We start from the raw sequence: 26,810 nt of genomic DNA on the forward strand, positions 1-26,810 counted from the left end.
CCGTGCAGACCGCAGCCCCTGTGCAGCGCAAGGTGACCCGGCCGCGCGCCGACGCCCTGCGCAACCGGGAGCGGATCGTCACCGCCGCCCGGGAGATGTTCGTCGAGCACGGTCCCGACGTACCGCTCGACGACATCGCCCGCCGGGCCGGTGTCGGCAACGCCACGGTGTACCGCAACTTCCCGGACCGCGACGCACTGGTCCGCGAGGTCGTCTGCTCCGTCCTGGACCGGATGGTGCAGGCGGCCGAGCGCGCGCTCGTACAGAACGGGGACGCCTTCGAGGCGCTGGAGCGCTTCGTGCACGTCTCCGCCGACGAGCGGATCAGCGCGCTGTGCCCGATGGTCTCCAGCACCTTCGACAAGCACCACCCGGATCTGGAGGCCGCGCGCGAGCGGGTCGAGCAGATCGTCACGGAGGTCATGGACCGGGCCAAGGCGGCCGGGCAGCTCCGCGCCGATGTCGGCGTCGGCGATGTCCTCGTCGCCGCGTCCCAGCTGAGCCGGCCCCCGGCCGGCACGGCCTGCCTCAGCGCCGACCGCTTCGTCCACCGCCACATCCAGTTGTTCCTGGACGGACTGCGGGCCCCGGCCCGCTCCGAACTGCCGGGCACGGCCGTGAACCTGGAGGAGCTGCGTCAGCCCTGCCAATGACCGATTCACCGTCTCGCCGACTGACCGACTGAGACCGACTGACCGACTGACCGACTGACCGATTAGTCCAGCGCCCTGGACCAGTCCCCACTGGCACACCGTTTCCACGTCTTTTCCACGTCTTTTCCGTCACGAAGTCCCGAAGTGGGTACCCCCATGTCTGAAACAGCCTCAAAGGCTCGCGCCGCCGAGAACACCGGCGACGCCAACCGCTGGAAAGCGCTCGTCTTCATCGCGCTCGCCCAGCTGATGGTCGTCCTCGACGCGACCATCGTGAACATCGCACTGCCCTCCGCCCAGACCGACCTGGGCATCTCCGACGGCAACCGGCAGTGGGTCGTCACGGCCTACGCCCTCGCCTTCGGTGGTCTGCTGCTCTTCGGCGGCCGCATAGCCGACCTGTGGGGCCGTAAGAACGCCTTCGTCGTCGGCCTGATCGGCTTCGCCCTCGCCTCCGCGCTGGGCGGCGCGGCCACCAACCAGACGATGATGTTCGGCGCCCGCGCCCTCCAGGGTGTCTTCGGTGCCCTGCTCGCGCCCGCCGCGCTCTCCCTGCTCGCCGTGATGTTCACGGACGCCAAGGAGCGTGCCAAGGCGTTCGGTATCTACGGTGCGATCGCCGGTGGCGGCGGCGCCGTCGGCTTCATCCTCGGCGGTGTGCTGACCGAGTACATGGACTGGCGCTGGACGTTCTTCGTCAACATCCCGTTCGCCATCGTCGCCGCGCTCGGCGCGTACTTCGTCATCCGTGAGCCGGAGGGCGGCCGCAACCGCAACCCGCTCGACATCCCCGGCGTCCTGCTCTCCACCCTGGGCCTGGTCGCGCTGGTCTACGGCTTCACCCGCGCCGAGTCCGACGGCTGGGGCGACTCCGTGACCGTGGGCATGTTCGTCGCCTCCGCGGTCCTGCTGCTCGCCTTCGTCGTCACCGAGGCCAAGGTCAAGGCCCCGCTGCTGCCGCTGCGCGTGGTGACCGACCGCAACCGCGGCGGTGTCTACCTCTCGCTCGGTATCGCGATCATCGCGATGTTCGGCACGTTCCTGTTCCTGACCTACTACCTCCAGATCGTCAAGGGCTACTCGCCGATCAGGACCGGCTTCGCCTTCATGCCGATGATCGTCGGCATGATGGTCGGCTCGACCCAGATCGGTACCCGACTGATGACCCGCCTGCCGGCCCGCATGCTCATGGGTCCCGGCTTCCTGGTCGCCGCGATCGGCATGCTCCTGATGACCCAGCTGGAGATCGACTCGTCGTACAACTCCATCGTCCTGCCGGCGATGCTGCTGCTCGGTCTCGGCATGGGTACGGCGTTCATGCCCGCCATGTCCCTGGCCACCCTGGGCGTCGAGCCCCGGGACGCCGGTGTCGCCTCCGCGATGGTCAACACCTCGCAGCAGGTGGGCGGCGCGATCGGTACGGCCCTGCTGAACACGATCGCCGCGTCGGCCACCACTTCCTACATCGCCGACCACATCGGCTCCGCGACCTCCAAGTCGCAGCAGCAGCTGGTCCAGCTGCAGGGCCAGGTGCACGGCTACACCAACGCGATCTGGTTCGCCGTCGGCATGCTGGTGCTCGCCGCGGTGATCGTCGTGACCCTCGTCAACGCCGGCAAGCCCGACGTCGGCGCGGTCGCCTCCTCCGAAGAGGGCGCCGAGCAGGACCTGGCGGTGCCGGTCGTCGCCCACTGACGACGACCGCGTACCTCTTCGGGACGACTCCGACTCGTACGTACGCGGATGGGGACGCCCGTACGTACGACCCCAGGATCTGCCCTGGCCTCGCTGAGTGAGCGGCTCAGCGGAGCCAGGGCAGGTCCGCACCCGCTTCGTTGGGCTGAAGTCCCTCGGCGACGATCTGCATGATCTCGCCGAGGGACTTCTGCTGTTCCGGGGTGAGCCGGTCGAACAGCGCGGCGCGCACGGCGCGCACATGGCCCGGCGCGGTGCGCTCCAGCACCGCCGTGCCCTGGTCCGTCAGCACCGCGAACTGGCCCCGCTTGTCCGAGGGGCAGTCCTCGCGCCGTACCCAGCCGTTCTTCTCCAGCCGGGCGACGGCGTGCGACAGCCGGGAGCGGGTGATCTTCGCGTCCATGGCCAGCTCGGTCATCCGCAGCCGCCGCTGGGGGGAGTCGGCGAGCTTGACGAGGAGGCCGTAGTAGATGTGCGGCATGCCCGCGTCGCGCTGGAGCTGGCGGTCGAGATGGTCCTCCAGCAGCGTGGTCGCCTGGAGATACGAGCGCCAGATGCGCTGTTCTTCGTCGGTGAGCCAGCGGGGCTCTTCGGTGGGCGCGGACGCGGGTGCCGTGTTCATGCGTCCACTGTACGAGAGGTGTCCTTGAAGTTTAAACAATGGATGCGTATGCTCACTCGTATCCAGAAGTTTTAGACTTCAAGTAGCCGCCCGGAGGGAGTCGCCGCCATGTCCGCCGCCACCCAGGAACGCATGCCCGCGCTCTACCTCAGCCATGGCGCCCCGCCCCTGGCGGACGACCCGGTCTGGCCCGGCGAACTCGCGGCCTGGTCCGCCGGACTGCCGCGCCCCAAGGCGATCCTCATGGTCTCCGCCCACTGGGAAGAGGCCCCACTGGCGCTCGGCGCGGTGGAGACCGTCCCGCTGGTCTACGACTTCTGGGGCTTCCCCGAGCACTACTACCAGGTGCGCTACGACGCTCCCGGCGCCCCCGGCCTCGCCGACTCCGTACGCAAACTCCTGCGCGCGCCCGGCATGCCCGTGCAGGACATCCCGGACCGCGGGCTCGACCACGGCGCCTACGTCCCGCTGGTGGAGATGTTCCCGGCCGCCGACATCCCCGTCCTGCAGATCTCCATGCCGACCCTCGACCCGGTCCGGCTCATGGAGATCGGCCGCAGGCTCGCGCCGCTGCGCGACGAGGGAGTACTGATCGTCGGCTCCGGCTTCTTCACCCACAACCTGGCCGCCCTGCGCCAGGGCGGCATCCCCGCCTGGTCGGCGGAGTTCGACGACTGGGGCCGCCGGGCGCTGGAGAACCAGGACTGGGACGCCCTGCTGGACTTCCTCCACAAGTCCCCGGCCGGCCGCTACGCCCATCCGCGCACCGAGCACTTCGCCCCGCTGTTCGTGACGATGGGCGCGGCCGAGGCCGGGGGCGAGCTGGACACGCAGAAGTCGGTGATCGACGGGTTCTGGATGGGGCTGGCCAAGCGGTCGGTGCAGTTCGGCTGAGGCTCGGCGGGGCATGGAGCCTGGGCTCAGAACTCCTTCTCGTACCAGGCCACGTCCCAGTAGCGGCCGAACTTGCGGCCCACCTCGCGGTAGGTGCCGACGTGCCGGAAGCCGAAGCGTTCGTGCAGGCGGGCGGAGGCCTCGTTCGGCTGGGCGATGCCCGCGTAGGCGCGGTGCAGGTCCTCGGTGGCCAGGGCCTCGAACAGGGCCTTGTAGAGGAGCGTGCCGATGCCGCGGCGGCCGGCGTCCGGCGCGAGGTAGATCGTGACCTCGACGGAGGTCCCGTAGGCCGGCTTCGGCCGGAAGGCGCTGGATGTGGCGTAGCCCAGGATTCGCTGTGAGTTCCCTTCGAGGCCACTCTCCACAGCAACCATCAACCGGTGCGGTCCGTCTTCAGGGTGGGAGAGCAGCCAAGGGCGGCGCTCTTCCGGCGTGAAGACCGCGGTGTCGAATGTGATCGGCGTCTCACGTACGTAGTGGTTGTAGATGTCCGTGAGGGCTTCGAGGTCACTCTCGACTCCCGGCCTGACCTGCACCTCTGTACGTTCCGCAGGCATCGGTCCTCCTCGTGTGGCGGCACAGGGTACTGCATGATCAGAAAAATAGGGGTGCGGGTTGGGAATTCTGTCCTGATTCCAGTCGTTGTTTCCATCGGATGCAGGGGACCCGAGCAGAGTTCCCGGCATCCAGGACCACCCGCCAGCCCAATCGCAAGGGAGCACGCATGGCAACCCGTGCCGTCGCCCGTCGTCAGTCCGCCACCGGCGAGACGGACGCCGCGGCAAGCAGTGTTCGCGCCCATGGCGGCGAGATCGCCGATCGCGACCTGGTCGGCATGTACCTCGACGAGATCGCGCGCACACCGCTGCTCGACGCCGCCAAGGAGGTCGAGCTGTCCCAGATCATCGAGGCGGGTGTGTTCGCGCGGCAGGTCCTCGACGGGTACGAGGAGTCCAAGGCGGACGCCTCCCGCGAGGAGCTTGAGGCGCTGGTCGCCGAGTCCGAGCGGGCCAAGGACGTCTTCATCCGCTCCAACCTCCGACTGGTCGTCGCGGTCGCGCGCCGCTACCCGCGTGCCGGTCTGCCGCTGCTCGACCTGATCCAGGAGGGCAACGCCGGCCTGGTGCGCGCGGTGGAGAAGTTCGACTACCGCAAGGGCTTCAAGTTCTCGACGTACGCGACCTGGTGGATCCGTCAGGCGATCACCCGCTCGATAGCCGACCAGTCCCGCACCATCCGGCTCCCCGTCCACCTGGTGGAGGAGCTCGGCCGGATCCGGCGCGTGCAGCGCGAGTTCAACCGCGAGCACGGCCGCGAGCCGGAGCCCGCCGAGATCGCCGCCGAGCTCGGCTCGACGCCGGAGCGTGTCACCGACGTGCTCGACTGGGCCCGCGACCCGGTCTCGCTGAACATGTCGGTGGACGACGAGGGCGAGACTCAGTTCGGCGACCTGCTCGAGGACACCTCGGCCGTGTCGCCCGAGCAGTCGGTGCTGACCCTGCTGCGCAGCGAGGAGCTGGACGACCTGATCGGCCGTCTCGACCAGCGCACGGCCTCGATCATCAAGATGCGGTACGGCATCGAGGACGGCCGCGAGCGCACGCTGACCGAGGTCGGCAAGGAGCACGGCCTGACGCGTGAGCGCATCCGGCAGATCGAGAAGCACGCGCTGCTGGAGCTGAAGAAGCTGGCCCACCAGACCGGGTTCGACGCGGCGGCGTGAGTCCGGGGGCGTGAGCCCGGGGGCGTGCGAACGCCCCCGCCGCGTACGCCGGGTGGCGAAAGACCGCGCAAACATGGCGGTGTAACGCCGCTTCAACCGACGGACCCTTGGGAACAAACCTTCAGGGTCCAGGAGTTCGGGCCTGCGAATCCCCCCCTCGCAGGCCCGCCTGAACCAAGTCCCGACGCAATCCCCCCCGGCGCCGGGACTCTCCCCGAGCCGGGCTCCGGCGCCCTCCCCCCCTGGGCGCCGGGGCCCGGCCTCTTCGTAGCCGCAGGTGGGCGGTTCGGGGGCACGTTGGAGCGCGGTTCGGGGCATGTTGGAGGGCGGGCCACCCCGTACCTGAACCCCGGGGTGGCCCGCCGGATGGCAGATTCTGTCACATGGGCATAGCCTGCCGAACGTGAGTAGCCCCACCCCAGTACCAAGCTCTGCCGCCTCCTCCGCCTCCTCCGCACCGCTGTCGTTGACCGAGCGGCGCAAGGCGGAGACGCGGATGCAGATCGCACGCTCCGCGGCCGGCCTCTTCGTGAAGCAGGGCCTGCGGGCCACCCGAGCCGAGGACATCGCCCAGGCCGCGGGCATCGCGCCGCGCACCTTCTACCGGTATTTCGCCACGAAGGAAGAGGCCGTCGCCCCGCTCTACGCGGCGGGCGCCGAGCGCTGGATGCAGGCGGTGCACGAGGCCGCCGCCGACCTGACCGTTCCCGAGGCGCTGGAGCAGGCGGTACGGCACACGCTGACGCCGGGCGCGGGTGTTTCGGCGGCCTCCTGGGAGTGGGTGCGGACGCTGATCCGCCTTGCCGACGCCAGCCCGGCGCTGGGGAAGGTCTGGGCGGAGGTGTGTCATGCGTCGGAGCGGGCGTTGGGGGAGGTGCTGGTCGGGCGGCTCGGCGGTGAGGGTGAAGGCAAAGGCGACAACGTTGCCAGTGCCGACGGCGCCCTGAGCTCCGAGGTGCGGTTCGCCGCGGCCACGGCGAGCGCGGCCGTGCGGGTGGCGGTCGAGGCATGGGCCGCGGGAGACGCCCGCCCGGAGGGACCGGAGGGGCCGGCCGCGCTGGCCCTGCGGAACCTGTCGGCTCTGCGGGACTTTCCTTGGGGGGAAGTGGCGGGGTGAGGGTGCTGTGGGAGGCGGCGCCGGGTGGGGGCGTAGGAGCTCGCCGGGGGCGCCGGGTGGGGACGTAGAAGCGCCCTCGCGCTCGGTTCAGCCGCCCGCCGCCCGGCTCAGCCGTCCGCCCAAGTCGCGTACGCAGCGCACCAGTTCCTCCGGATGGTGCACCGTGAACTCGCAGTCCATCATGGCCAGCCGCACCGCCAGCCACTCCACGGAGTCCGCGGTCGTCGCCCGCATCCGGCAGGTGTGCTCGTCGAGCGGCTCGGGCGCCCCCAGCCACGCCGGCAGCCGGGCCGCGATGAAGACGGCGGGCGCCGCGAACGTCACCGAGAACTCGTACGTCTCCTGCCGCCGGTACACCGACTGCCGCAGATACTCCGCCGCACTCCCCGTCGGCAGCTCCCGCGGCGCGAACCGCGCCCCCGTCGCGAACGGCTCGCTCACCCGGTCGACCCGGAACGTCCGCCAGTCCTCACGGTCGAGGTCGTACGCGACGAGGTACCAGCGCCGCCCGGTGGAGACGAGCCGATACGGCTCCGTCAGCCGCCGCGACTGCGTACCGTCCCCCGCGCGGTAGGCGAACCGCAGCCGTTCCTGCCCGGCCACCGTGGACGCCATCACGGTCAGCGTCTCCGGGGCGATGCTCGCCCCGTCCCCGCTGGTCAGCGGCGTCGTCGCGGCCTGAAGCGTGGACACCCGGTGCCGCAGCCTGCTCGGCAGCACCTGTTCCAGCTTGGCGAGCGCCCGTACGGAGGCCTCTTCCACGCCCTCCACCGCGTGCCCGGCGCCCGCGCGCAGGCCGACCGCGATGGCCACCGCCTCCTCGTCGTCCAGGACGAGCGGCGGCATCGCCTTGCCCGCGACCAGCCGGTAGCCGCCGTCCGCCCCCAAGGTCGCCTGCACCGGATAGCCGAGCTCGCGCAGCCGGTCGATGTCCCGCCGCACGGTACGGCGCGACACCCCGAGCCGCTCGGCCAGCTCGCCGCCGGGCCACTCACGGGGCGTCTGGAGGAGGGAGAGGAGCTGTAGGAGCCGGGCCGGTGTGTCCGTCGTCATGAGTTCGAGGATGCCGCAGAAATAGGACGCGATCTGACCTAGTTGAGGTCTAACTTCAGATCATGACCTCCACCGAGACCACTTCTTCGGGCGCCAACGACGCGCAGCCCGCCGTGGGCGACCGCCGCCGCTGGTTCGCTCTGGCCATCGTGATGACCGCGGCCTTCATGGACCTCGTAGACGTCACGATCGTCAACATCGCGATCCCGTCGATGCAGGAGCACGCGGGCGCCTCCGACACCCAGATCCAGTGGATAACGGCCGGCTACGCCCTCGCCTTCGCCGCCGGCCTGATCACCGGTGGCCGTCTCGGCGACATCCACGGCCGCAAGCGGCTCTTCCTCATCGGCATCGGCGGCTTCACCCTCGCCTCCGCCCTGTGCGGCTTCGCCGCGAACCCGGAGATGCTGGTCGCCTCCCGCATCCTCCAGGGCGCGATGGCCGCGCTGATGGTGCCGCAGGTCCTGTCGATCGTGCACGCCACCTTCCCGGCGCACGAACGCGGCAAGGTGTTCGGTCTGTTCGGCGCCGTCGTGGGGCTCGGCGCGGTCTCCGGACCGCTGCTCGGCGCACTGCTGACGGAGTGGAACCTGTTCGACCTCCAGTGGCGCCCGATCTTCCTCATCAACCTGCCGGTCGGCATCGCGGGACTGATCCTGGGCAGCCGCTTCATCGCCGAGTCCAAGGCCCCGCGCGCCCCGAAGCTGGACCTGGTCGGCGTGGCGCTGGTGACGCTCGGCCTGCTGATGCTCCTCTACCCGCTGACCCGCGGCCGTGAGCTGGGCTGGCCGCTGTGGGGGTACCTGTCGATGGCCGGCGCGCTCGTCATCCTGGTGGCGCTGGTGGTGTACGAGAAGCGCAAGACCGCGCGGGACGGCTCCCCGCTGATCGAGCTGTCGCTGTTCAAGGTGAAGAGCTTCGCCGCCGGTATCGCCGTACAGACCGTCTTCGGCATCGGGCTCGGCATCTTCTTCCTGGTGTGGACGATGTACATGCAGATCGGGCTGGGCTGGGGGCCGCTGAAGGCGGGGCTGACCGGGATTCCGTTCTCGATCGCCGTCTCGACGGCGGCGGGCATCTCCGTGCAGAAGCTCGTGCCCCGCTTCGGCCGCAAGGTGCTCCAGACGGGCGCGCTGGTCCTGGCCGCGGGCGTGCTGCTCTACATCTGGGAGTCCGGACACTACGGCCTCGACATCGCCCCCTGGCAGATGGCGCTCCCGCTGGTCGTGATGGGCGCGGGCATGGGCCTGATCGTCGCCCCGCTGACGGACGCGGTGCTCTCCGAGGTGCCGCGTGAGCACGCGGGTTCGGCGTCCGGGCTGATCAACACCGTGCAGCAGATGGGCAATGCGCTGGGGCTCGGGCTGGTGTCGGTGGTCTTCTTCGGTGTCGTCGACGACCGGCTCGCCGAGGGCGGGGCCGCCTCGCGGGCCGGCGTGGGGCAGGCCTTCGTGGACGGCTTCCAGCACGCGCTGGGCTGGGTGGCCGCGGTGATGGCCGTCATCTTCCTGCTGATGTTCGCGCTGCCGCGGCGGCCGGCCCAGCATGTGGAGGGGGCGGACGAGCCGTCCGGGCTCCAGGCCGAGGGGCGGGAGCCGGTGTCCGTTGCCTGAGTGAGCCTGAGTGTGCTGATCGAAGGGCCCGATGCTTCTGGCGTCGGGCCCTTCGTCGTGCTCCGCCTGCCCCTCCCACCTGGGACGGAAGTCCGTTCATGTCTGCCTGGGTCCGGGACCTACGTCCGTTCATGCCCGAATAAAGCCCGAACCTGTTTACTTTCCAGAAATGCAGGCGTAGCCTCCAAGCGAAACCACAAGTTCGGGCACAGGTCGGAGGCGAACGGACATGTACGCACCGGAGCGGCAGCAGGAGATCCTCCGACTCGCGCGTGACGGCGGCCGGGTGGACGTGCTGTCCCTCGCCGAGGAGTTCCAGGTGACGGCGGAGACCATCCGCCGTGACCTGAAGGCCCTCGACCGCGCCGGCCTGGTGCGCCGGGTGCACGGCGGAGCCATCCCGGTCGGCCGCCTCGACTTCGAGCCGGACCTCGCCGAACGCGAGTCCACGGCCGCCGACGAGAAGGACCACATCGCCAAGGCCGCTCTCGCCGAGCTGCCGAGCGAGGGCACGATGATCCTCGACGCCGGTACGACCGTGGCACGCGTCGCGGGAGCCATCCCGCTGGAGGCCTCGCTCACCGTCGTCACCCACAGCCTGCCGATCGCGGCCCGCCTCGCGGACCACCCCGGCATCCAGCTCCATCTCGTCGGGGGGCGCGTACGGCACCGTACGCGCGCCGCCGTGGACGCCTGGGCGCTCCGGGCATACGGCGAGATCCGGGCCGATGTCCTTTTTGTGGCGGCCAACGGCTTCTCCGCCGACCATGGCCTGACCACCCCCGACCTTGCCGAGGCCGCGGTGAAACGCGCGGCCGTGGCCGCGGCCCGCCGCGTGGTGCTGCTCGCCGACTCCTCCAAGTACGGCCAGGAGCACTTCGCCCGCTTCGGCGACCTGAGCGATGTGGACCTGCTGATCACCGACAGCGGGCTGAGCCCTGAAGACGCCGCTGCCATCGAGCGCGGCGGCACGGAAGTAGTGCGCGCATGATCCTCACCGTCACCCCCAACCCGTCGCTGGACCGCACCTACGAGGTCCCTTCGCTCGACCGCGGCGAGGTCATCCGCGCCACCGGCGAGCGCATGGACCCGGGCGGCAAGGGTGTGAACGTCTCGCGCGCCGTCGCGGCCGCCGGGCAGCGCACGGTCGCGGTTCTGCCCCTGGGTGGTGCGCCGGGGGCGCTCGTTGCGGATCTGCTCGACGCGCAGGGCATCGAGGTCGCGCCGGTACCGGTCGCCGGAGCCACCCGCTCCAACATCGCGCTCGCGGAGCCGGACGGGGTGCTCACGAAGATCAACGCGCCGGGCCCCGAGCTGTCGGCCGAGGAGCAGGAGCTCCTTCTGGAGACGGTGCGCGAGCAGTCGCGCGACGCGGACTGGATCGCGTGCTGCGGGAGCCTGCCGCGGGGGCTTGAGCCGTCGTGGTACGCCGATGTGGTCACGCGGGCGCACGCTGGGGGCGCGCGGATCGCGCTGGACACCTCGGGGCGTGCGCTCCTGGAGGCGCTGCGCGCGCGGCCCGACGTGGTGAAGCCGAACGCCGAGGAGCTCGCGGAGGCCGTCGGGCGCCCCCTGGCGACGGTGGGCGACGCGCTGAAGGCGGCCGAGGAGTTGCGCACGATGGGCGCGCGCGCCGTGCTCGCGAGCCTGGGCGCCGACGGGCAGTTGCTCGTGGACGACGCGGGCGCCTGGTTCGCCGGGGCGCGCGTGGACGCCGTGCGCTCCAACGTGGGCGCCGGAGACTCCTCCCTGGCCGGCTTCCTGATCGCGGGCGGCAGCGGCCCGGACGCGCTCGCCTCGGCGGTCGCGCACGGCGCGGCGGCCGTCCAGCTGCCCGGCAGTGTGATGCCGACGCCGGCCGACCTGGACCCGTCGGCGGTGACGGTCACGGCCGAGGTGCCCGTGGACCGCGTACTGAAGGAGCCGGTGTCATGACCCACCCCGCTGTTCCTGTTGCACCGGACCTCACGCGGCGAGCCTCCCCGTTACTCGCCGCGGCCGAAGGGAGGCAGGGCCGCATGAGCCGCCCTGCCGCCCAGGGGAGGCGGGGTTTCCCCGGCCCCGCCTCCTCCACCTCCGTCTCCACCCCCCACTGCACCCCCGTCCCCCTTTCCGCCCACCCCACGTGCCGGGCGATACGCGTGCGAAGGAGCCCGCGATGAGCTACATGATCACCGCGGACCTGGTCGATCTCGACCTGTCCGCCGACTCCAAGGAAGCGGCGGCGCGTGCCCTCGCCGAGCGCATGGTCGCACTGGGCCGGGTGACCGACCTGGAGGGCTTCCTCGCCGACGTGGCCGCCCGCGAGGCGCAGATGCCGACCGGCCTCGACGGCGGCATCGGCATCCCGCACTGCCGCAGCGAGCACGTCACGGAGCCGACGCTCGCCTTCGGGCGCAGTGCCGCCGGGATCGACTTCGGCGCGGCGGACGGCCCCGCCGACCTGATCTTCCTGATCGCCGCGCCCGCCGGTGCGGACGACGCCCACCTGACGATCCTGTCGTCGCTGGCGCGGCAGCTGATGAACGCCGAGTTCACCGACGCGCTGCGGTCGGTGGGGGACGCGGCGTCGGCGGCGGCGCTGATCCGCGGGGACGAGGTGCCGGGGGCGGGCGGCGCGCAGGCGCACGACGCTTCTGGCAGCGCTTCCGGGAGCGCGCACGGCGCGCAGAGCGCCGCCAAGGACTCCGCTGCGGTGTCGGGGGCGGCCTCCGCCGACGCCGCAGCGGGTAGCACGGCCCCGGCGCCGGGCGCGGACGCCGACAGCGCAACCGCCCCGGCGCCGGGCGCCACCGCCGAGCGCCCCTTCCGTGTCGTAGCCGTCACCTCCTGCCCGACCGGCATCGCCCACACGTACATGGCGGCCGAGTCCCTGGAGAACGCCGGCCGCGACGCGGGCATCGAGATCGTCGTCGAGACGCAGGGCTCGGCCGGCTTCACCCGCCTCGACCCGGGCGTCATCGCGGCCGCGGACGGCGTGATCTTCGCGCACGACGTGCCCGTACGGGACAAGGACCGCTTCGCCGGCAAGCCGACGGTCGACGTCGGCGTGAAGGCGGGCATCAACCGCCCCGCCGAACTCATCACCGAGGTCCGCGCGAAGGCGGCACGCGGAGAGGTGAGCGCGGGAGCGCCCGCGGCCTCCGGCACGCCGGTGGAGCGCGCCGGTGAGCCCGGCGAGGGCTACGGCACCAAGCTCCGCAAGTGGCTGATGACCGGCGTGAGCTACATGGTCCCGTTCGTCGCCGCGGGTGGTCTGCTGATCGCCCTCGGATTCGCCATCGGCGGCTGGGAGATCAACAAGGCTCCCTCGGTCATGGAGCACTTCGACTGGACCCAGGTCGACAGTTGGGGCGCCCTGCTCTTCCAGATCGGCGGCGTGGCCTTCGGCTTCCTCGTCCCGGTCCTGGCCGGCTACATCGCCTACGGCATGGCGGACAGGCCAGGCCTCGTGCCCGGCTTCGTCGGCGGCGCGATCTCACTGACCATCAACGCCGGCTTCCTCGGCGGTCTGGCGGCCGGTCTGATCGCCGGTGGCGTGGTGATGGCGATCCAACGGGTGAAGATCCCGCCGGTGCTGCGCGGCATCATGCCGGTGGTGGTGATCCCGCTGATCTCCACGCTGATCGTCGGCTTCCTGATGTTCGTCGTGATCGGCAAGCCCATCGCCGAGGCCCAGGAGGCCATGACGGACTGGCTCGACGGCCTCTCCGGCACCAACGCCATCCTGCTCGGCATCCTGCTCGGCCTGATGATGTGCTTCGACCTCGGCGGTCCGGTCAACAAGGTCGCGTACGCCTTCGCCACGGCCGGCATCGCGGTCGCCGACCCCAGCGACTCCGCGATGAAGGTCATGGCCGCCGTGATGGCCGCCGGCATGGTCCCGCCGCTGGCGATGGCCCTGGCCACCACGGTCCGCGGCAAGCTCTTCACCCAGACCGAGCGCGAGAACGGCAAGGCCGCCTGGGTGCTGGGCGCCTCCTTCATCTCCGAGGGCGCCATCCCGTTCGCGGCCGCCGACCCGCTGCGCGTCATCCCGGCGTCCATGGCGGGCGGCGCGGTCACCGGCGCCCTGTCGATGGCCTTCGGCGCCACCCTGCGCGCCCCGCACGGCGGCATCTTCGTGGTCCCGCTGATCGGCAACCCGTTCCTCTACCTGGTCGCCATCGCGGCGGGCGTGTGCGTCACCGCGGCTCTGGTCATCGTCCTGAAGGGTCTGCGCAAGCCGGTCCCCGGCGCGATGCCCACGGACGGCGGCGCGGGCGCGGCGGCCCCGGCGGCGGAGTCGAAGCAGCCGGTGGCGGCGTAATACCCAGAGACGCCAGCGGTGTCCTATTGAGGAGCTGTGAGTAGTTCACGGCACCTGCGAGATACGTCACGGTCCGGGACCAAAGTCCCGGACCGTGGTGTCTACTGGGGCGCATGCCTGAGCACGTCTCGATCTTCCAGTTGCTGGGCGTGGCCGTTCTCGCCCTGGTGACCGTCGCCTGGGCGGTCGGCCTGGCCCGTGTCCTGCGCCGCAGCCGCCCCGGGGCGGCCCTGTGGCACGCCGACCCCGCCCTGTCCGCCCTCCCGCACCAGCGTCAGGCCGGCCCGCAACTGGAGGCCGTACAGCTCACTCCGGCCGAACAGGACGCGTTCGCGGGCCTGGTACGACAGCTCGTCGACGGCCGCTGAGCGCGCCGCGCCGGCTCACCTCACGACACCCCCGCCGCACGCCTCTCCATCGCCTCCCGGGCCGCGTCCTCGCTGACGTACACCTCGCACATGTGCCGTCCGTCCGGCGTCGCCGTGTGCTCGACCTCCCAGAGGGAGATCTCCTCGCCGTCGCGCAGCAGGAACGCGTGCTCGTAGAGCGCGTAGGACAGCCCGCTGCGCCCCGCACGGCAGGGACGGCCGAAGGCCTGCGTGATCTGGTGGGCGAACGCCGTGCTCAGCAGCGCGGCCGTCTCCGTGCCCGGCCGGTCCGCGTTCTCCGCCCGGCGCAGGAGCCGGCGCGCGTGGTCCGCCGAGTCGTCCGGCACGTACGCGTGGCGCGGCGCGTGGATCGGCGACAGCTGCACCGTCACCGGCAGCTCGAAGTCCGGCGCGTCCGGCGGTAACGGCAGGCGTGCGGTGGCCGCCCGCAGCTCCTCCTCGTCGACGTACACCTCGTGCTGCGGGGCGCTGCCCGGCGCGGTGTTGTGGACGAGCTCCCAGAGGGTGAGCGCCGAGCCGTCGGAAAGCAGCCACGTGTGCCGGTACGTCTCGCGGTGCAGGCCCGCGCTGTGGTGCGCGGAGTGCAGCGAACTGTCGTGCGCCAGCGCACAGTCGAGGCGCCGTATCGCCTCGTCGGGCAGCTCGAAGGAGTTCAGGGCACGGCCGAGCAGTCGCGCGAGGTGCTCCTCCGGAGACTCGGGCGACTCGTGGGGTTCGTACGCTGTCGTCTCGTACGGAACGCTCAAGGCTTCTCCCGGCGTTGCTGCATGTCACCTTGTGGGTGCATACCGTAGCCCCTCGGTCGGACATCATGTCCGGGAACCGAGAAAACGTACGCACGTAAAACGCGCGGGCCGCGCGGATGGTTCCCGCGCGACCCGACGAACCGTCAAAATCCGCTGATCAGGCAGCACTTCCGGAGATCCACTCGCTCCACGGCAAGTTCCATCCGTTGAGCCCGTTGTCCGGCGTCACCGACTTGTCGGGCGAGTTCTTCACGATCACCACGTCCCCGACAAGGGAGTTGTCGTAGTACCACTTGGCGGTCGTGTCGCCCTGCGCGCCCTGTACATCCTGCAGGCCCACGCAGCCATGGCTGGTGCCCTGCTGCCCGAACGGCGGGTTGCCCTTGTTGTACCAGTAGTTGCCGTGGATGAACGTCCCCGACTGCGTCAGCCGCATCGCGTGCGGCACGTCCGGGATGTCGTACGCGTTGGCCAGATCCACCGTCCGGCTGTCCATCCGCGTCTCGATCAGCTTCTCGGAGATCACCATCTGCCCGTTGTACGTTGGGAACTCCGCGCTGCCCGCCGAGATGGGGACGGACCTGATGGTCTTCCCGTCGCGCTGGACCGTCATGGTCTGCGTGCTCACGTCGACCGTGGAGACCTGCGAACGCCCGATGGTGAAGGTGACGGTCTTCTGCTGCACCCCGTAGACGCCGTTCGCGCCCTCGACCCCGTCCAGGTCGATCTTCATCGTGACCTTGGAGCCGGCCTTCCAGTACGCCTCGGGCCGGAAGTCGAGCCGCTGCTCCCCGAACCAGTGCCCGACCACTTCCTGCCCACTGCTCGACGTGACCGTGATGTGCGACTGCACGGCCTTCTTGTCACTGATCGCCTTGTCGAAGTTGAACGACACCGGCATCCCGACGCCGACCGTCGTGCCCCCGTCCGGCGTGTACGTCCCGATGAAGCTGTTCGCCTTCGTGACCGTCGTGAAGGTGGAGTCGGCGGCCGTGGTCTTGCCGTTTCCATCCTTCGCGGTCGCCGATATCTCGTACTTCGTCCCGCGCTCCAGCTGCTCCTTCGGCTTCCAGCTGCTGCCGCTCGCCGAAATCGCCCCCGGTACGGCCTCACCCGTCCCGGCCACCGTCATCCTCACGTCGGTCAGCCTGCCGTCGCTCACCTTCACACCGGTCGTGTTGATCGACGCGCCCGTCGAGCCGTCCTTCGCCGATATGAGGATCTTCGCGGCGGAGGTCTTGGCGGAGCCGGTGCCGCCCTTGTCGTCGTCGTTGTCGGCGCTGGCACTGCCGCTGCAGGCGCTGAGGGTGAGGGCGCCGACCATCAGGACGGCACAGGCCCCGAGTGTGCGCCGTGCTGTTTTGTTCGGCGTTGTCACAGTCTGCTCCATGTTCGCGTGATGTGCGTGATCCGCTGTGGTCCGTGCTGAATCCGTGCAGAAAGAGGGAGTCCCCGACAGGTCGGGTTCCCTCCGTTTCCGGTGAACGCCATCACGTGACAGAACCGGGACAATCGCCCGCGGGGAGTGGACGCGGCGTGCGGTGGCAGGGGCGCGTGTGGTGCACGAGGGGGCGGGGCCGGGCCTGCCTGGGCGGGCAGCGCGGAGGCTGAGGAGCGTGGCGCACGGCCAGCCGGGTGCGCAAAGCCCGCACCCCGCGCACCGGTTGTCGGCGGGCGCCACCCGGCACACGACGTCGGCACCGGCGCCCGGCTCGCAGCTCGGTGCATACGTGCGCCCCCGGCGGCAGCCGACAACCGCGCGCCACCCCACCACCCCACACACGACGCGCGCCGACTACACCCCCGCCCCCGTTCTCAGGCCCCTGCGCCGCCCCCATACAACTCCCCGTACGACGGCCACACTCCACCCAGCCCGTCCACGGACTCCGCGGCGCGCACCGCCCGGACGATCGCGCGCGTGACCACATCCGCGCCCGCGGCGAGGATCTCGTTCAGCGCGAGCGGGCGATCGGGGTCGAGCGGGCGCGCCCCCGTCGCCAGCGCGAACACCGTGTCCCCGTCGTGCAGCAGGTGCACCGGCCGCACGGCGCGCGCGATGCCGTCGTGCGCCGTGCCCGCCAGCTTCTGCGCCTGCGCCTTGGAGAGGTCTGCATCGGTGGCGACCACCGCGAGCGTTGTGTTCAACGGGGGAGGCGCGTTCTTCGCGGTGGTCTCGGCGAGGCGCCGGCGCGCGGCCTCATGGGTGTGCGCCGGCGGGTAGTCCACGCGCCCCTGGAACAACTCGCCGTAGAGAACGCCGGTTTCCGGATCCATCACATCGCCCACCGCGTTCGCCACCACCAGCGCGCCCACGGTGGCACCTGATTCGAGGACGGCGCTCGCGGCGCCGACTCCGCCCTTCAGGGAGCCGACCACCGCTCCCGTACCCGCACCCGCACACCCTTCCTGCACGCGGGCGCCGAACGCGCTCGCCGCGGCCGCCTCGACCGCGGCCCGCCCGGTGGCCGCGTCCGGCCTGGCCCGGAAGTCGCCGCCCCGTCCCAGATCGAAGACGCAGGCCGCCGGCACCACCGGGACGACGTGCGCCGGGTCGGCCCCGACGCGCACTCCGCGCCCCTGCTCCTCCAGCCAGGCCATCACGCCGGAGGCGGCGTCGAGCCCGTACGCGCTGCCGCCGGTCAGGACGATCGCCTCGACCTTCTGCACGAGGTTGCGCGGGTCGAGGGCGTCGGTCTCCTTGGTACCGGGGCCGCCGCCCCGCACGTCGACCGCGGCAACGGCCCCGCCCTCCGGAGCGAGGACGACGGTGGTGCCGGTGCGCCAACCGTCGCCGATGCGCGTCGCGTGCCCCACCCGCACACCGGCGACGTCGGTCAAAGCGTCAACTGTCATGAGGCCAATCATGTCCAGTCGACGCCGTCCGGCGACGTCAGACGGTCGTTGTCGCTGCGATTTGTCGTCCTGCTCTCCCGGGCGACCATGCGCGAGGTCAGCGTCGTCCCGGTCGCCACCGCCAGTGCCGAGACGATTCCCGCCGCGAGCACTGCCCAGTCGCCCAGGAACGTGCAGGCGATGACCAGCAGCGCCGTCGTGGGCAGGACCAGCTGTTGGGCGATGCCCACCTTGAAGTGCCGTGAGTGCAACGCCCAGACGGTGAGCAGATACAGCGCGGTCGGCAGGGTCACGGCGGCCGACGCCGACAGCGTGGAGATGTGCGCCTTGCCGACGGCCTGCTCGACCGCCACCTCCAGGCCCGCGCCGATCGCGGCGGCCGAGGCGAAGACCAGGTAGTGGCCGTAGCCCCACAGGAAGGCCTGCTTGTTGGAGCGCAGATGTCCGTGGATCGGGACCACGAAGTAGATCCACCAAGCGGCGAAGATGATCAGGAGCCCGCCCGCGGCGATCGGCACCAGCTCGCCCAGCGCGTCGTTCTCGTCGATGCCGGACTTCACGGCGACCGTGGCGGCGGCGATCGTCTCGCCGAGCACGATGATCGTGAACAGTCCGTACCGTTCGGCGATGTGTCGCGGATGCCAGGGCGTCGGGTGGTCCTTCTCCGCATACGGCGGCACACACATCTCCAGCACCGCCATCACCAGGAACACCCACGGCCGGGCGTCCTCGGGCAGGAACAGCAGGCCCAGCCAGCCGACCTGGCAGAGGAGCACGCCGGCGACATAGCGCAGGGCCATGGTTCTCTCGGGGCCCTGACTCGATCGGGCGACTCTCAGCCACTGCGCCGACATCGCGAGGCGCATGATCGCGTAGCCCAGCCAGACGGCCAGGAACTCGTGGTCCTCGAAGGCCCTGGAGATTCCGGCGGCCAGCACCAGCACGCCGGCGATCTGGACCAGGGTGACGACCCGGTAGAGGACGTCGTCGTTGTCGTAGGCGGAGGCGAACCACGTGAAGTTCATCCACGCCCACCAGATGGCGAAGAAGACCATCGCGTAGTTGAGGATGCCCTCGCCGGTGTGCGCCTCGGCGACGGAGTGCACGAGTTGCACCCCGGCCTGGGCGATGGCCACGACGAAGCACAGGTCGAAGAAGAGTTCGAGCGGGGTGGCGGCCCGGTGGGCCTCGTCGCGGCCGCGTGCCGTGAGTCTGCGCAGGGGACCACGGTTTTCGGACGCGCTGGGGGACGGTGAACTGGACGTCATGCGTCCAAGCACAGCAGATACCGCGCCCAATTTCTTGTGAACGGATTCACAAATCCGCGAGGGTCCGAAGACTCGATGAAAACGGCAGGTCAGACGACTCTTCCGCCCGTGTGGCCGCGTACCGCCGGGACCTTCGGCCCGCAAACGAGGACCAACGCGGGGCCCGGCATCCGCGCCGCGGGCGTGCAATGGAGTCGAACCGGCGAAGCCAAGCGGAAGGTGCGCGCCATGACTGCCAGCCCTGCGGAGACCACGACCGCCACTCCTGTTGCCCGAACGGCCCCGGAAGCGTCGGTGCAGACGGACGCCTGGGCGGGCTTCAGCGGCGGCCTGTGGCGCGACGCCATCGACGTCCGCGACTTCGTCCAGAGCAACTACATCCCCTACGGGGGCGACGGCTCCTTCCTCGCCGGCCCCACCGAGCGCACCATCCAGGTCTGGAACAAGCTCCTCTCGATGTTCCCCACCGAGATCGAGCGCGGCATCTACGACGTCGACGTCACCACCCCGTCGCGCATCGACGCCTTCGCGCCCGGCTACGTCGACCGCGACCTCGACCTGATCGTCGGCCTCCAGACCGACGCTCCGCTCAAGCGCGCCATCATGCCCAACGGCGGCTGGCGGATGGTCGAGGGCGCCCTCAACGCCTACGGGTACGAAGCCGACGCGGCCGTCCGGGAGATCTACACCAAGCTCCGCAAGACCCACAACGACGGTGTCTTCGACGCCTACACCTCCGAGATCCGCGCCTGCCGTTCCTCCGGCATCATCACCGGCCTTCCCGACGCCTACGGCCGCGGCCGCATCATCGGCGACTACCGCCGCGTCGCCCTCTACGGCGTCGACCGGCTCATAGCGGCCAAAAAGGCGGTCAAGGCTCTCCTCGACGCCGAATGGCCCTCCGTGCAGGTCATCCAGGAACGCGAGGAAACCAGCGAGCAGATCCGCGCCCTTGAGGAACTCAAGGTCATGGCCCTCTCCTACGGCTTCGACATCTCCGGCCCCGCCCGCACCGGCCACGAGGCCGTCCAGTGGCTGTACTTCGCCTACCTCGCCGCCGTCAAGGAACAGAACGGCGCCGCCATGTCGATCGGCCGCATCGACGCCTTCCTCGACATCTACCTCCAGCGGGACATCGAGCGCGGCCTGCTCACCGAGTCCGAGGCCCAGGAGCTCATCGACGACTTCGTCATCAAGCTCCGCATCGTCCGCTTCCTGCGCACCCCCGAGTACAACGAGCTCTACTCCGGCGACCCCACCTGGGTCACCTGGTCCATGGCGGGCCTCGGCGAGGACGGGCGCCCCCTGGTCACCCGCACCTCCTTCCGCGCCCTCAACACCCTCTACAACCTCGGCCCCGCCCCCGAGCCCAACCTCACCGTCTTCTGGTCCCCGCGCCTGCCCGAGGCCTTCAAGAAGTACGCTGCCCAGGTCGCCATCGACACCAGCGCCCTGCAGTTCGAGTCCGACGAGCTGATGCGGCCCAAGTACGGCGACGACACCGCCATCGCCTGCTGCGTCTCCGCGATGGCCATGGGCAAGCAGATGCAGTTCTTCGGCGCCCGCGTCAACGTCGCCAAGGCCCTGCTGTACGCGATCAACGGCGGCCGCGACGAGGTTTCCGGCAAGACGGTCGTCGAGGGCTTCGAGCCGATCACCGACGAGTACCTCGACTACGACACCCTCCTCGCCCGCTACGACGCCATGCTCGGCTGGCTCGCGAAGACCTACGTCCACGCGCTCAACGTCATCCACTACATGCACGACAAGTACGCCTACGAGCGCCTCGAAATGGCCCTCCACGACCGGGAGATCCTGCGCACCATGGCGTGCGGCATCGCCGGCCTGTCGGTCGCCGCGGACTCCCTCTCCGCCGTCAAGCACGCACGCGTGAAGGTGATCCGCGACGAGAGCGGCCTCGCGGTCGACTACGTCGTCGAGGGCGACTACCCGGCGTACGGCAACAACGACGACCGGGCCGACGAGCTCGCCCGCTGGATCGTCCACGACTTCATGGAGAAGGTCCGGCAGCACCCGACGTACCGCGACGCGGTGCACACCCAGTCGGTCCTGACGATCACCTCGAACGTCGTCTACGGCAAGAAGACCGGCAACACGCCCGACGGCCGCCGCGCCGGCGCCCCCTTCGCACCCGGCGCCAACCCCATGAACAGCCGCGACGAACACGGCTACATCGCCTCGGCGCTCTCCGTCGCCAAGCTCCCGTACGACGACGCGGAGGACGGCATCTCGCTGACCAACACCATCACCCCGGACGCCCTGGGCCGTACCCCCGAGGAGCGCATCGCCAACCTCTCCGGCGTCCTGGACGGCTTCATGGCGAGCGACGGCTTCCACATGAACGTCAACGTGCTCGACAGGGCGACCCTGGAGGACGCGATGGAGCACCCCGAGAAGTACCCGCAGCTGACCATCCGGGTCTCCGGCTACGCGGTCAACTTCGTCCGGCTCACGCGCGAGCAGCAGCTGGACGTCATCAACCGCACCTTCCACGGATCGCTGTAAGGGGGAGGGGCGATGACCACGCTTCTTCCGCCCGCGCCGGCCACGCCGGCGCGGGGCCGCCCCGCCGCTACGGCGACCACCCCGGCCGCCGCGGCGACCCGCCGCCCGGCCGTGGGGTCGGTCCACTCGTGGGACCTGTCGACCGGCGTCGACGGCCCGGGCACCCGGTTCGTCACCTTCCTGTCCGGCTGCCCGCTGACCTGCCTGTACTGCCACAACCCCGACACCTGGCGGATGCGCAACGGCAAGCGCACCACGGCCGACGAAGTCGTCGCCGAAGCCGCCAAGTACACGCGGTTCATCGCGGCGGCAGGCGGCGGCGCCACCGTCAGCGGGGGAGAGCCCCTGCTGCAGCCGGTGTTCACCGGTGAACTGCTGCACCGCTTCAAGCACGAACTCGGCCTGCACACCGCCCTGGACACCTCCGGTTTCCTCGGCGTCCGGGCCACCGACGCGCTGCTGCGCGACACCGACCTGGTCCTGCTCGACATCAAGTCCTGGGACCGCGCGACCTACCGCAAGGTCACCGGCCGCCCCCTGGAACCGACCCTCGACTTCGCACGACGTCTGGCCGACCTCGGCAAGGAGGTCCACGTCCGCTTCGTGCTCGTTCCCGGCCTCACCGACGACCCGGCAAACATCGATGGCGTCGCCGCCTTTGCCGCCTCGCTCGGCAACGTCTCGCGCGTCGACGTCCTGCCCTTCCACAAGCTGGGCGAGGCGAAGTGGCAGGCGCTCGGCCGGCCCTTCGCCCTGCACGACACCCCCTGCCCCACCCCGGAGCAGACCGCCCTGGCCAGGAGCGTCTTCACCGCCCACGGTCTGTACGCGGTGTGAGTCCTCGGCCGGCCCGGCGCCAGGTTCGGCCGGGGGCCCGTACCCTGGACGCATGAGCACCGCCCCCGACCCCGAGCCGCGCGAGCCGAAGGCCGCGCTGATCTTCGACGACCCGCTGGACCAGCAGTCCTCGGACGACACGGACCACGGGTGGGGCGAGCGGCCGAGCGCCACGAGTGACAGCGCGGCCGACCTCAAGCGCTTCCTCGACGAGAAGCCGCCCCACCACCTCTGAGCCCGACGGGCCCAGCCGGCCGCCGCCTGCCAGGCCCCGCTCAGCGCTTGCGCTACCGCTCGTCGTGGCCGGAGCCCCGCTGCGCGACCAGCGCGTCGCGGATCTCCTTGAGGACCTCCAGCTCGGTCACCTCGATGACCTCGTGCGCGCCCTCCTTCGCCTTCTCCCGGGCAGCCTGCCTCGCCAGGTACTTCGACATGGGCAGCACCATCAGGAAGTACACCACCGCCGCGGTGATCACGAAGCTGAGCGTCGCCCCCAGGACGGAGCCCCAAAGGATCATCACTCCGCTCGTGACCGTGCCGTCCGCGGCCTTCTCGCACGGACCCTTCAGACACGAGCTGTAGCTGTCGAGGTTCTTCGTCCCGATCGCTCCGACGAGCGGGTTGATGACGCCCTTCACCACCGAGTTGACGATGTTGGTGAAGGCGGCGCCGATCACCACCGCAACTGCCAGATCGACGACGTTCCCGCGTGTCAGGAAGGCCTTGAAGCCCTGCCAGACGCCCGGCTCCTTCTTCTCGCTCACCTCGGGGACTCTCCTCACACGCGCCAGTTGTGGAACAAACCGCTCCGCAACCTACGTCAGCGCTGGGCCGCCCTGTCCAATCAGGTAGCTCGAACGAGGGACTTGACAGGCAGTCACGCAGGAGGCGAATCACCCGGCTCAGCACAGCGTCACCCCCAGCCGAGCCGTCGCACTCGCGCCCACGAGACGAGCCGCGGTGGAGCGCGGCACCGTGAGCACGACCAGCGCACCGCTGCCGACCGCGTCGTCCACGGGCTCGGGCACCTTCGCCACCCGCGCCCCGCGCGCGATCACACGAGCGTCCCCGCCCGTCGCCGTCGCCTCGGCCGCGATGACGTCCACTCGGTCACCGGGGCGCAACAGCCGCACCGTGGCCCCGTCGGCGATCCGCACCGGCGCGGACACCGTCCGAACGGCGCGCTGCTCCCGTACGGGCTCCGCCGTCGGATGCCCGCGTGCCCGATCGGTGTCCCGCGGGCCCGCCGCCGCGAGCGCGGCCGCGGTGACCGCCAGACCCACGGCGACGGCCCGCCGTCGGTGCCGTACGAGCCGGCGCAGTTGATAGCGGCCGCCGCGCACACGCACCGGTGCGAAGTGCGGCACCTCGCACGTGGGCGGAGTGTCCGCCCGCGGGTGTGGAACAAGGGGCGAGGAGGATGCGGGCGGGAACGGGGACGGAAGAACGGACACGGGGAACCACCACCTGAATCGAGGGATCGGCTTGCGAACCCACGATGAGGCTTCTCGCAGCCGCCCGCAGAGGCCGGTGGACCACCTCGGGGTTGTGGACAACTCCCTCACTCGAACGGAAAGTTCCGCCCCTTGGCTCCACGTCGCCCGTCCACAGGTGTGGCCCCGTCCCGGCGCTAGGGCAGCTCGAAACCCGGGTCCATCCCGCCCAGAGCCGACGTGCACAGGCAGTCCCGCTCCGCGTTCGCGGGCAGTGCGGCCACCGCGTCGAAGAGCACATCCCGCAGGCGGTCGACGTTCGCCGCGAACACCCGCAGCACCTCGTCGTGCGAGACGCCCTCGCCGGTCTCGGCGCCCGCGTCGAGATCCGTGACCAGCGTCAACGACGTGTAGCAGAGTTCGAGTTCGCGGGCCAGCGCCGCCTCGGGGTGGCCCGTCATCCCCACTACCGACCAGCCCTGCGCCTGGTGCCACAACGATTCAGCACGCGTCGAGAAGCGCGGCCCCTCGATCACGACCAGCGCTCCGCCGTCCACCGGCTCCCAGTCCCGCCCGCGCGCCGCCTTCAGCGCGGCCGCCCGCCCGGCGGGACAGTACGGGTCGGCCAGCGACACGTGGACCACGTTCGGCACGGTGCCGTCGGGCAGCGGCAGACCGTCGAAGTACGTTCCCGCCCGGGACTTCGTACGGTCGACCAGCTGGTCCGGGACGAGCAGGGTGCCGGGGCCGTACTCGGGCCGCAGGCCGCCCACCGCACAGGGGCCCAGGACCTGGCGCACGCCGACCGAACGCAGCGCCCACAGGTTGGCCCGGTAGTTGATGCGGTGCGGCGGCAGATGGTGGCCGCGTCCGTGCCGGGGCAGGAAGGCCACCCGTCGGCCCGCGATCTCGCCGAGGAAGAGCGAGTCGCTGGGCGGCCCGTACGGGGTGTCGACCTGGATCTCGGTCACGTCGTCGAGGAACGAGTAGAAGCCGGAACCGCCGATGACACCGATCTCTGCGTTCGCCATGCCGTCACAGTATCCGGCGGCCGAGCGGCGCAGAGACCGGCTCCGGAAAACACCGAGGACCCCGACGTCGTACGACGTCAGGGTCCCGTGAGCGCGTGGTTACGCGGCGGAGCTGCTGCTGGAGGTGCTGGTGCCCGACGACTTCGAGTCCGAGGACGTCGAGGTCGAGGACGCCGAGGAGGACGTCGACGGCTTCGACGATGCCGGCGAGCTGCTCGACGAGGAGCCGCGGCTGTCGTTGCGGTAGAAGCCGGAGCCCTTGAAGACGATGCCGACCGCGGAGAACACCTTCTTCAGGCGGCCACTGCAGTTGGGGCACTCGGTGAGGGCGTCGTCGGTGAACTTCTGCACCGCCTCAAGGCCCTCGCCGCACTCGGTGCACTGGTACTGGTAGGTCGGCACTGTCTTCCTCCTGGCACTCTCACTCGATGAGTGCTAACGACGGTCCATAGTGACGTATTCCTCGGGATCAGTCCACCGTCACCGGCACGCGGTGACCGACGCCACGTGCGACGGTACGGCTGTGGGGCCGCGCCGCCAGCCGCGAGCGCAGCGCCAGCAAGGTGACCAGGGCGAGCAGTGTGCCGCCCAGGGGGACCAGGAATCCGGCACCGTCCCAGAAGCGGTCCTCCAGCTGTCCGGCGACCGTGACGGCGGCCGCCTGGCCCAGCGCCACCGCGCCGGTCAGCCAGGTGAAGGCCTCGGTGCGGGCGCCGGCCGGTACCAGGCTCTCGACCAGCGTGTAGCCGGTGATCAGCGCGGGCGCGATGCACATGCCGACGAGGAGTCCGAGGCCGGCCAGGACGAGCACGGAGTGCGCGGCCCACAGTCCGGACGCGGCCAGCGCGAGGGCGGCGTAGCCGAGGACGAGGCGCCGCTGCGGGGCCACCTTCCAGGCGATGGCACCGCAGGCGATGCCGGAGAGCATGTTGCCGGCGGCAAAGACGCCGTACAGGACGCCGTTGAGTCCCGGTTCGCCGATCGACTCGGTGAACGCGGCCAGCGAGACCTGCATGCCGCCGAAGACGGAACCGATGCCCAGGAAGGTGACGATCAGCACGCGCACGCCGGGGATGCGCAGCGCGGACGCGTGCTCCACGCGCGCGTGCCCGTCGACGGCGACAGCAGGTTGCGTGCTCTTCTGCGCGGCGAAGAGCAGGCCGCCGATCAACGTCAGCGCGGCCTCCGTGACCAGGCCCGCGGCCGGGTCGACGGCGGTGCACAGGGCGGTGGCGAGCAGCGGGCCGACGACGAAGGTCAGCTCGTCGGTGACGGACTCGAAGGCCGCCGCGGTGGTCATCAGAGGAGAGCCCTGGAGCTTCACGCCCCAGCGCGCACGGACCATGGGCCCGACCTGCGGGACCGAGGCGCCGGTGGGCACGGCCGCCGCGAACAGCGCCCACAGGGGCGCGTCCGCCAGCGCGAGCGCCGTCAGGGTCAGGCCGGATGCCGTGTGCAGCAGGACCCCGGGGATCAGGACGGTGCGCTGCCCGTACCGGTCGGCGAGGCGGCCGCTGTACGGCGCGAACAGCGCCATCGAGACGCCGGTGACGGCCGCGGCGGCGCCCGCGGCGCCGTACGAGCCGGTGGTGTGCTGCACGAGCAGCACGATGGAGATGGTGAGCATCGCGAACGGCTGGCGCGCCGCGAAACCGGGGAGCAGGAACGTCCAGGCGCCGCGGGTGCGCAGCAGCTGTCCGTATCCCGGGCGGGAGGAAGCCGGCGAGGTCTTCGACGGCTCGGTGGTGACCGTGGATTCCACGGCCCGTGCCTTTCTGCCGCCTGGTAGCGCGCCCGTGCGGGGGCGCCGAGAGCTGTCCTCTTGCGCGGAACTGCGGTAGATACCGGCGCCCACTGCGGGAGAGGCGTCCCGGCCGCCATACGGTCGCGCCAGCTCTGCGTCAGGCAGAGTTGGTTCGATCAACGTGCGCCTTTATCGTACAGGGATCAAAGTCCGGTGCGCCTGTGAAAACGAGCACCGTGCGGTGCGGCGCCTGCGATTGCAGGGGGTGTGAACGGTAAGAAACGCTCCCTTAACGACCATGCGC

At 70.7% G+C, this 26,810-nt stretch carries 25 protein-coding genes; 13 read left to right on the plus strand and 12 right to left on the minus strand.

All coding sequences use genetic code 11. The features are described from left to right. The first annotated feature begins 2 nt into the window (after positions 1 to 2). Positions 3 to 653, plus strand: coding sequence for a TetR/AcrR family transcriptional regulator (locus AB0Q90_RS18230; protein ID WP_363164121.1), 651 nt, complete (start codon positions 3 to 5; stop codon positions 651 to 653). Between the two features lie 156 nt (positions 654 to 809). Next, a complete protein-coding gene (locus AB0Q90_RS18235; RefSeq protein WP_363164120.1) occupies positions 810 to 2,348 on the plus strand; it encodes an MFS transporter in 1,539 nt (512 codons plus the stop codon). A gap of 106 nt (positions 2,349 to 2,454) precedes the next feature. On the opposite strand, the gene AB0Q90_RS18240 is transcribed toward AB0Q90_RS18235, so the two are convergent. Further along, positions 2,455 to 2,970 (minus strand): MarR family transcriptional regulator, encoded by a 516-nt coding sequence (locus tag AB0Q90_RS18240; RefSeq protein WP_363164119.1) that lies wholly within the window; start codon positions 2,968 to 2,970, stop codon positions 2,455 to 2,457. Positions 2,971 to 3,078: 108 nt separating this feature from the next. Here AB0Q90_RS18240 and AB0Q90_RS18245 point away from each other — a divergent pair, with 108 nt between their 5' ends. Further along, entirely contained in the window at positions 3,079 to 3,864 is a 786-nt protein-coding gene (locus AB0Q90_RS18245; RefSeq protein ID WP_363164118.1) for a class III extradiol ring-cleavage dioxygenase, read from the plus strand. A 26-nt stretch (positions 3,865 to 3,890) separates the two neighbouring features. Here the strand turns inward: AB0Q90_RS18245 and AB0Q90_RS18250 are convergent, their stop codons facing one another. Beyond that, positions 3,891 to 4,421, minus strand: a complete 531-nt coding sequence (locus AB0Q90_RS18250) for an N-acetyltransferase family protein (protein WP_363164117.1) — start codon at positions 4,419 to 4,421, stop codon at positions 3,891 to 3,893. A gap of 167 nt (positions 4,422 to 4,588) precedes the next feature. Between AB0Q90_RS18250 and AB0Q90_RS18255 the strand changes: the two genes are divergently transcribed. Together AB0Q90_RS18255 and AB0Q90_RS18260 are read left to right on the plus strand one after the other, a co-directional pair. Further along, on the plus strand, positions 4,589 to 5,587 hold the full coding sequence (locus AB0Q90_RS18255) for a sigma-70 family RNA polymerase sigma factor (RefSeq protein WP_363164116.1): 999 nt from the start codon (positions 4,589 to 4,591) through the stop codon (positions 5,585 to 5,587). 496 nt (positions 5,588 to 6,083) lie between these two features. Then, entirely contained in the window at positions 6,084 to 6,704 is a 621-nt protein-coding gene (locus AB0Q90_RS18260; protein ID WP_363164151.1) for a TetR family transcriptional regulator, read from the plus strand. An 87-nt stretch (positions 6,705 to 6,791) separates the two neighbouring features. Here AB0Q90_RS18260 and AB0Q90_RS18265 read toward each other — a convergent pair whose 3' ends face one another. Next, positions 6,792 to 7,757, minus strand: coding sequence for a YafY family protein (locus AB0Q90_RS18265; protein ID WP_363164115.1), 966 nt, complete (start codon positions 7,755 to 7,757; stop codon positions 6,792 to 6,794). A 62-nt stretch (positions 7,758 to 7,819) separates the two neighbouring features. Here AB0Q90_RS18265 and AB0Q90_RS18270 point away from each other — a divergent pair, with 62 nt between their 5' ends. The 5 genes from AB0Q90_RS18270 (at position 7,820) to AB0Q90_RS18290 (ending at position 14,047) form a co-directional block, all read left to right on the plus strand. Then, positions 7,820 to 9,370, plus strand: a complete 1,551-nt coding sequence (locus AB0Q90_RS18270; protein WP_363164114.1) for an MFS transporter — start codon at positions 7,820 to 7,822, stop codon at positions 9,368 to 9,370. Between the two features lie 229 nt (positions 9,371 to 9,599). After that, positions 9,600 to 10,361 carry a DeoR/GlpR family DNA-binding transcription regulator gene (locus AB0Q90_RS18275; RefSeq protein ID WP_363164113.1) on the plus strand — a complete coding sequence of 254 codons (762 nt, stop codon included), beginning with the start codon at positions 9,600 to 9,602 and terminating at the stop codon, positions 10,359 to 10,361. Next, entirely contained in the window at positions 10,358 to 11,305 is a 948-nt protein-coding gene (gene pfkB, locus AB0Q90_RS18280) for a 1-phosphofructokinase (protein ID WP_363164112.1), read from the plus strand. Before AB0Q90_RS18275 ends, pfkB begins: the two co-directional genes overlap by 4 nt. Positions 11,306 to 11,528: 223 nt before the next feature. Next, positions 11,529 to 13,679, plus strand: a complete 2,151-nt coding sequence (locus tag AB0Q90_RS18285; RefSeq protein WP_363164111.1) for a fructose-specific PTS transporter subunit EIIC — start codon at positions 11,529 to 11,531, stop codon at positions 13,677 to 13,679. A 113-nt stretch (positions 13,680 to 13,792) separates the two neighbouring features. Then, complete coding sequence (locus AB0Q90_RS18290) at positions 13,793 to 14,047, plus strand: hypothetical protein (protein WP_363164110.1); 255 nt, start codon at positions 13,793 to 13,795, stop codon at positions 14,045 to 14,047. A gap of 20 nt (positions 14,048 to 14,067) precedes the next feature. Here AB0Q90_RS18290 and AB0Q90_RS18295 read toward each other — a convergent pair whose 3' ends face one another. The 4 genes from AB0Q90_RS18295 to AB0Q90_RS18310 form a co-directional block, all read right to left on the minus strand. Further along, positions 14,068 to 14,814 carry a DUF6227 family protein gene (locus tag AB0Q90_RS18295; protein ID WP_363164109.1) on the minus strand — a complete coding sequence of 249 codons (747 nt, stop codon included), beginning with the start codon at positions 14,812 to 14,814 and terminating at the stop codon, positions 14,068 to 14,070. A 157-nt stretch (positions 14,815 to 14,971) separates the two neighbouring features. Beyond that, complete coding sequence (locus AB0Q90_RS18300; RefSeq protein ID WP_363164108.1) at positions 14,972 to 16,192, minus strand: Ig-like domain-containing protein; 1,221 nt, start codon at positions 16,190 to 16,192, stop codon at positions 14,972 to 14,974. Positions 16,193 to 16,629: 437 nt separating this feature from the next. Continuing rightward, the gene (locus AB0Q90_RS18305) at positions 16,630 to 17,667 is read right to left on the minus strand and encodes a P1 family peptidase (RefSeq protein WP_363164107.1); all 1,038 of its coding nucleotides are present in this window, start codon (positions 17,665 to 17,667) and stop codon (positions 16,630 to 16,632) included. A gap of 8 nt (positions 17,668 to 17,675) precedes the next feature. Next, entirely contained in the window at positions 17,676 to 18,935 is a 1,260-nt protein-coding gene (locus tag AB0Q90_RS18310; protein WP_363164106.1) for a low temperature requirement protein A, read from the minus strand. 228 nt (positions 18,936 to 19,163) lie between these two features. Here AB0Q90_RS18310 and pflB point away from each other — a divergent pair, with 228 nt between their 5' ends. The 3 genes from pflB to AB0Q90_RS18325 are packed head-to-tail and all read left to right on the plus strand — an operon-like array spanning position 19,164 to position 22,533. Continuing rightward, entirely contained in the window at positions 19,164 to 21,461 is a 2,298-nt protein-coding gene (pflB, locus tag AB0Q90_RS18315; RefSeq protein ID WP_363164105.1) for a formate C-acetyltransferase, read from the plus strand. Between the two features lie 12 nt (positions 21,462 to 21,473). Further along, positions 21,474 to 22,298: a pyruvate formate-lyase-activating protein gene (pflA, locus tag AB0Q90_RS18320; protein WP_363164104.1), complete on the plus strand. Its 825-nt coding sequence runs from the start codon at positions 21,474 to 21,476 to the stop codon at positions 22,296 to 22,298. A gap of 52 nt (positions 22,299 to 22,350) precedes the next feature. Beyond that, positions 22,351 to 22,533: a hypothetical protein gene (locus AB0Q90_RS18325; RefSeq protein ID WP_363164103.1), complete on the plus strand. Its 183-nt coding sequence runs from the start codon at positions 22,351 to 22,353 to the stop codon at positions 22,531 to 22,533. Positions 22,534 to 22,585: 52 nt separating this feature from the next. Here AB0Q90_RS18325 and mscL read toward each other — a convergent pair whose 3' ends face one another. The 5 genes from mscL to AB0Q90_RS18350 all read right to left on the minus strand — a co-directional run bounded on the left by mscL (position 22,586) and on the right by AB0Q90_RS18350 (position 26,524). After that, positions 22,586 to 23,062 carry a large conductance mechanosensitive channel protein MscL gene (mscL, locus tag AB0Q90_RS18330; RefSeq protein WP_363164102.1) on the minus strand — a complete coding sequence of 159 codons (477 nt, stop codon included), beginning with the start codon at positions 23,060 to 23,062 and terminating at the stop codon, positions 22,586 to 22,588. A 138-nt stretch (positions 23,063 to 23,200) separates the two neighbouring features. Beyond that, positions 23,201 to 23,752, minus strand: coding sequence for a hypothetical protein (locus tag AB0Q90_RS18335; RefSeq protein ID WP_363164101.1), 552 nt, complete (start codon positions 23,750 to 23,752; stop codon positions 23,201 to 23,203). Positions 23,753 to 23,928: 176 nt separating this feature from the next. Then, the gene (locus tag AB0Q90_RS18340) at positions 23,929 to 24,762 is read right to left on the minus strand and encodes an S-methyl-5'-thioadenosine phosphorylase (protein ID WP_363164100.1); all 834 of its coding nucleotides are present in this window, start codon (positions 24,760 to 24,762) and stop codon (positions 23,929 to 23,931) included. Positions 24,763 to 24,861: 99 nt separating this feature from the next. After that, complete coding sequence (locus tag AB0Q90_RS18345) at positions 24,862 to 25,164, minus strand: FmdB family zinc ribbon protein (RefSeq protein WP_363164099.1); 303 nt, start codon at positions 25,162 to 25,164, stop codon at positions 24,862 to 24,864. Positions 25,165 to 25,231: 67 nt separating this feature from the next. Next, positions 25,232 to 26,524 (minus strand): MFS transporter, encoded by a 1,293-nt coding sequence (locus AB0Q90_RS18350; protein ID WP_363164098.1) that lies wholly within the window; start codon positions 26,522 to 26,524, stop codon positions 25,232 to 25,234. Between the last annotated feature and the right edge of the window lie 286 nt (positions 26,525 to 26,810).

Origin of the sequence: Streptomyces sp. NPDC079141 (genome assembly GCF_040686775.1) — a bacterium.
GTDB lineage: Bacteria > Actinomycetota > Actinomycetes > Streptomycetales > Streptomycetaceae > Streptomyces.